At 32.4% G+C, this 4,293-nt stretch carries 5 protein-coding genes; all 5 read right to left on the bottom strand.

Annotated features, from left to right (window positions below):
- Window positions 1-201 precede the first annotated feature (201 nt).
- Complete coding sequence (locus tag J2S17_RS28635) at window positions 202-711, bottom strand: MepB family protein (protein ID WP_307480770.1); 510 nt, start codon at window positions 709-711, stop codon at window positions 202-204.
- 280 nt (window positions 712-991) lie between these two features.
- Window positions 992-1,570: a hypothetical protein gene (locus J2S17_RS28630; protein WP_307480767.1), complete on the bottom strand. Its 579-nt coding sequence runs from the start codon at window positions 1,568-1,570 to the stop codon at window positions 992-994.
- Window positions 1,571-1,852: 282 nt separating this feature from the next.
- Entirely contained in the window at window positions 1,853-2,233 is a 381-nt protein-coding gene (locus tag J2S17_RS28625; protein WP_307480764.1) for a hypothetical protein, read from the bottom strand.
- 396 nt (window positions 2,234-2,629) lie between these two features.
- On the bottom strand, window positions 2,630-3,337 hold the full coding sequence (locus J2S17_RS28620; RefSeq protein ID WP_307480760.1) for a DNA alkylation repair protein: 708 nt from the start codon (window positions 3,335-3,337) through the stop codon (window positions 2,630-2,632).
- 639 nt (window positions 3,338-3,976) lie between these two features.
- Window positions 3,977-4,243 carry a GNAT family N-acetyltransferase gene (locus J2S17_RS28615; RefSeq protein WP_307480758.1) on the bottom strand — a complete coding sequence of 89 codons (267 nt, stop codon included), beginning with the start codon at window positions 4,241-4,243 and terminating at the stop codon, window positions 3,977-3,979.
- Window positions 4,244-4,293: the final 50 nt, after the last annotated feature.

Raw genomic sequence — 4,293 nt, 5'->3', positions numbered from 1 at the left:
TTAGCTGGCCAGCTCAGGACACATTCATCTTACCAAGAGGTCTTTTTTCATTCAAATCGCATTTTCAGTTATTACAGGAATGCTGCCCCTTTAGTCCAATAAAAAAGAGCCGACTATTGTCAACTATGATTCAAGCGATTGCAACCGAGAGTTAAATTGTTATGCTTCACAAACTATTAGCCAGCTTAGGGCTATCCAATTTCAGTTTGAGTATAGCTTTAATAGTTCCTGTATTGGTAAACTATTTGTATTGTTCACCTCAACAAAATATTCTAATTGCCATTTTTGTGTTTCGATAGCTTGTTTGCTAGTGGGATTTTCCCATCTAGGGTAAACTCTAATTGCCATTTTTCCTTTTGTAGTGGTTGTTTTAAGGATATTTTGTTTTACAAGTACTTCTTTTGGAAAAACGAATTGTCCAAAATTATTATTACTAGTAAAAGTGTTGATAACCAATAAATCAGTAGCCTTCTCATATGAAAAGGCTTGGTTTTTATTATCTCCATCTTTTTCCCAAAAAGCAACAAACTGTCCTATCTTGGTAGGTGTTATTTTTGCGACTCTAAATCTAACCGATTTTGAATTTAGCTGAAATATACCAGCCCCATAATCTGAATTTTGTGCTTCTTCTCGGATAGCTTTTATAGTTAAGCGATTTGGTTCATAAAAAAATTTATTTACATATGTTAACGCCTTATAAAATTCATTCACTGCTTCGTACTCCTTATTTTTTATACTACTAAATGGCTAATCATAAAATGCCGTCAAAATTTTCTTGTTTTATAGCATTTCTTATCGAGCTATCCTGCCGCGATAACTTCATAAGAAAAGACAATACCGTTCGTGAATCAAGTATTGCCTCGTTGCTTTTAGTGTATTTCTTCACAACCATAAACTTTATACCCTTCTTTATTTTAGGAATACTACTCCTTTAGCAATAAAAAAAGTTGCCTAACGACAACTGATCAAATTATGTATCGTATATGTTTGCTTAAATAAAACAATTTTGCAATCTTAAAACTAATTCTTTATATTTAAGATAATAATCTCCTACTGGAATGACCGCATGATAAGAAGATACTTGAGAATTTGCTAGTAAACATTCATCATAAATTAGCCAAATGTATAAAGGCTTTTGCGGTACTATTCGTCTTTCCTTCAGAAACCTTACTAAATCTAGATATAAACTGTGTCCTAATTCATCAATAGACCTTTCTACCGCAATACCACCTGCAAAGCTTTCCCACCACACTTGAAAGCCTTTATAAACTTCATTAAAACTTGTTAAACTCCCGGCATTATCACTGAACAATTTTTGGTAAAAAAGTTCTTTTTCTTCGTGAAATACTTCTAAATCGGTGCCGTCATTTAGAGATACTTTAGCTGAAACAACATTCCATAGTTCTTTATATTCTGATAAAATTTTTTCTTTAAAAGCAATCTTTGTTGATGAATAAGGAAACCTTAATCTTTCCTCATCACGATTTTGATTAAGATATATATTTTGTAGGAAAATTAAAAAGTTTAGTGAAATAGATCTATCTGTAACCATCTCTAACGAAATACCCAAAATTTATCTACCTCCTTTTTCTATTATTTCAATAATTAAGTAAAAACACAAATGCTACACAAATCAGCTAATAACCATTAACTTCTAATACTGATAGGTTAAGATCTTTTAAATTATTTATCACTCTAATAATATTTTTCAATTTTGTAATATTTATCTTACACTAAACTGCCGCATTAGTTCCATAAGAAAAAAGGTTGCCGCAGCAACCCTCCATCTTTAACTCTTACACCCGTCAGTGAAAGAGCAAAAAGGCTTAATCCTTAGCAAAACCTTAATGCTTTATTCTTTCTTTTTCCAAGACATTAAATCTGAAAATGCCCATCCAAATGATACACCCAAAGGAATACCTAAATCCCAAACATCCATTTCCGAACGTCTAAAAAAATAAGAAAGAAGATAGTGCAAAGTACTTAAAGAAATAAACAAAATAATAAACGTAAAAAACCTTTTTCTTATTTGAATCCAATTTAACTTCCTTGTATTCGCAATAACTAAAAAGATGGAGAACAAACCATATAGAAGAAGATAAATTACATATCCTATAATAAATTTAAGAGATAGCGAAGTATCAATATCCTTATATATTATAAATATCGTAAGTATGGTTCCTACCAAAAATACAATAAACAAGATTAAGTTTAACGAAATATATTTCTTCATCTTTACCCCTTACCCTCAAAGTCTAAATACCTTTTGATTATTTCAAAATATCAGAACTTATGTATTGGTAACACATTCCTTGTTCAACTAACCTGCCTCTTTAGTCGAATTAAAAAAGGCTGCTAGCTGCAACCCTTTACTTAACATAAGCCTCCTATTCTTTAAGTACAATCTTTCACAAGTTTAGCTAAAGGAACAAATACTCATTTGATTTATTACAGGAATTGCTGCCCCGTTAATGAAGTAAAAAAGCACTTCTTTTAATTATGGAATGCCCCCTAGAGCTTAAGTACTATTATTCGAAAATTCCACACTAATTTTCATTTATTATTGAGTTTAATTCGACAAAATGAGTGTCAAACCTTCTTGGATTCACACCCCGATACAAGCTAATTTTTAACATCTTACATATTTCCGTTTGAAACCAAGCTTCCCTCTATCAATTTCTTTTTGAATACTTTCGTAAGCGTTTAGGAAACTACTTTTTTTCTTGTTCCGTTTGACTTCTACTATACCTACTTCCTCTGCCGTGTCCAATGCCTTTTCATGTAGCGGCAAATATGAAATCCCCACGGTGTATAGAAAATTATTCATAGCGGATTTCGTTCGTTCAGGCGAGTCATGAATCGTATTTTTCACAATATCAAGCATATTGGAAATCTTGCTTTTGGAAAATTCATTGTCTAGGCGATTTCCTAAAAGCCAGCAGTAGCAACTCCAGCCTGCTGACATTCTCAGCTCGTCACCGCTTACAATCCATTTATCAGCAACGTCTTGTGCAATACCAGACTCTGATAAAGTCACTGCCACCACAAAGTCGGAGAGCATATAAAAATACGCCCCATCTATCCAACGATCAAAATCCGACTCAGTCATAGCTTTTGGGTCCGCAATAATGCCGGCAAAGTACATTGCATCATAGTTACCTGTGGAATAAAGCTCCTCAGCTAAATGTTGATTTATTTTTATTTTCTTAGCGATTGGTTTCATAGCACCTGTAGCTACGCCATAAAGCGGCTCGTGCGCACCATTGGATATGTAAATTTTTTTAGTTCGTTCCTTACCGAGGGCTTCAAGCTCCTCCATAACTGTTTCGAAATCCATAGTTTTGCACTTCCTTCCTTAATATCAGACCCATTTAATTGTATCAGTCTTCCATACTTCTCAATATTACCATTATCTTGTTCGTGTTTTTGCACAAAATAAAAAAAATGCAACTACTCAAATTGTACGATCACTCCAAATACTCTCTCTATAATTTATACGCTATTCCAACTGTAAAAGCAAAAAAGCAAATAACTATTACCCCTGCAGTATTCTAAGAACATCTGGAGATACTAAAACGGATATGAAAGCAGGTTGGCGGATTAAATTAATATCGTTCATATTGGATTATATATTAATCTTTGTATTTATGAACATACTAGGGCTAGGAGTGGGAGGTGCAGAGTGGTCAACTGTGGTAGTTAGAATTATAGTTACGTTCTCGTTGTTTTATTAGAAGGGAATTCTTCATGAATAATATAAATTATTTTAGCTTCATCTAGTGAAGCCAGTACAGTAATTTTGGGTTCATAATATATTAAACCTCTAATTTTTGTATATAGAAAATTATAAGAAATATTAGATTATTAGTATTTATTTATATTTATTTGCCCTTCTTAAAACAAGCCTGCTCAATTTGTTCCATAAGTAAAAGAGCTTCCTAATTTGAGGAAAGCCTCCGTTAGTATAGTAGGTTTATCAATAGGTTAATTTCTTTTTTAGGTAATATTGCTGATTTTCTTTATTTGGATGTTCTTCAATTAAACCGACTATTTCATAACCATTTTTTTGATAGAAATTTGGAGCTTGAAAGCTAAACGTATCAAGTTGAATTAGTTTACATCTGTTTTCTCTAGCAATTTTTTCTATACGATTTAATAACTCTTTTCCATATCCATTACCCCTTAATGATTTATCAACCTGGTATGTCAACACTAAACTAGACAACTTTTTTAAGGTGTTCAAGTTTATAATCAATTGGACTTACATAACCAAGTGTCCCATGAATTCGTATG

It is taken from the genome of Cytobacillus purgationiresistens, from assembly GCF_030813235.1.
In the GTDB taxonomy this organism is placed as follows: Bacteria; Bacillota; Bacilli; order Bacillales; family Cytobacillaceae; genus Cytobacillus; species Cytobacillus purgationiresistens.
The sequence above is the reverse complement of the archived record's forward strand: the minus strand, read 5'-3'. Positions and strand labels throughout refer to the sequence as shown.